The 1,115-nt window shown below is 51.7% G+C and carries 1 protein-coding gene; it reads left to right on the forward strand.

Annotation, left to right across the window (positions count from 1 at the left end; translation table 11 throughout):
- Nucleotides 1–93: 93 nt before the first annotated feature.
- A partial coding sequence (locus tag R7E47_RS25035; protein ID WP_318085486.1) for an acyl-CoA dehydrogenase family protein occupies nucleotides 94–1,115 on the forward strand: 1,022 nt, incomplete at its 3' end.

Raw genomic sequence — 1,115 nt, forward strand, 5'->3', positions numbered from 1 at the left:
CAAAACGGTAACGGCGAGATGGTTTGATGACGATATTCCAACAGGGCCGAATTTGACCATTCAACTGCGCTGAGTGAACAGCAAGGAGCTTTTATGGACTTTGAACTTAATGAAGATCAACGTGCATTTGCCGATACGGCTCAGCAGTTTTCGTTAGAGCGTTTAGCACCAATGGCCGCAGAGTGGGATGAAAAACAGAACTTTCCTAAAGACGTATTGAGAGAGGCGGGAGAGCTGGGTTTTCTCAGCCTCTACACGCCAGAAGCACATGGTGGTTTGGGGTTAAGCCGTTTGGATGCGTCGATTGTTTTTGAGCAGCTCTCCATGGGGTGCACGTCGACGACTGCTTTCATGACCATCCACAATATGGTGAGTTGGATGGTGGCGAGTTTCGCGACCGAAGACGTGAGAGCCAAATATTGTCCTAAACTCGTCACCGGAGAATGGTTGGGCTCGTATTGCTTGACAGAGCCCAATGCGGGTTCGGATGCCGCTTCGTTGGCCACAACCGCGAGCAAAAAAGGCGATACATACGTGTTGAATGGCGGTAAAGCATTTATCTCCGGCGCAGGAGAGACGGATGTTTTGGTCGTGATGGCGCGAACGGGCGAAGCGGGTGCCAAAGGTGTGTCTGCATTTGTTGTTCCTGCTCAAGCTGACGGCATCAGTTATGGGCGAAAAGAGCCCAAAATGGGCTGGAACAGCCAACCAACACGCGCGGTTACGTTTGACAATGTCGTTATTCCCGCAAGTCATTTACTGGGCGAAGAAGGGCAAGGCTTCATATTTGCCATGAAAGGATTGGACGGTGGGCGCATTAATATCGCGACCTGTTCCGTTGGTACGGCGCAACAAGCTCTGAATCAAGCTACGCAATATATGCAGGAGCGAAAGCAGTTCGGAAAATCGTTAGCGCAATTTCAGGCACTGCAATTCAAGTTAGCGGACATGGCGACGGAGCTTGTCGCAGCACGGCAATTGGTGCGTTATGCCGCCAGCAAACTCGATCGAGGCGATCCCGATGCGACGACGTACTGCGCGATGGCGAAACGCTTTGCAACCGACGTCGGTTTTCAAATTTGCGACCAAGCGTTGCAGATCTATGGCGGTTACGG

The sequence above is a fragment of the Vibrio sp. Vb1026 genome (assembly GCF_033338745.1).
Taxonomy (GTDB): Bacteria; Pseudomonadota; Gammaproteobacteria; order Enterobacterales; family Vibrionaceae; genus Vibrio; species Vibrio alginolyticus.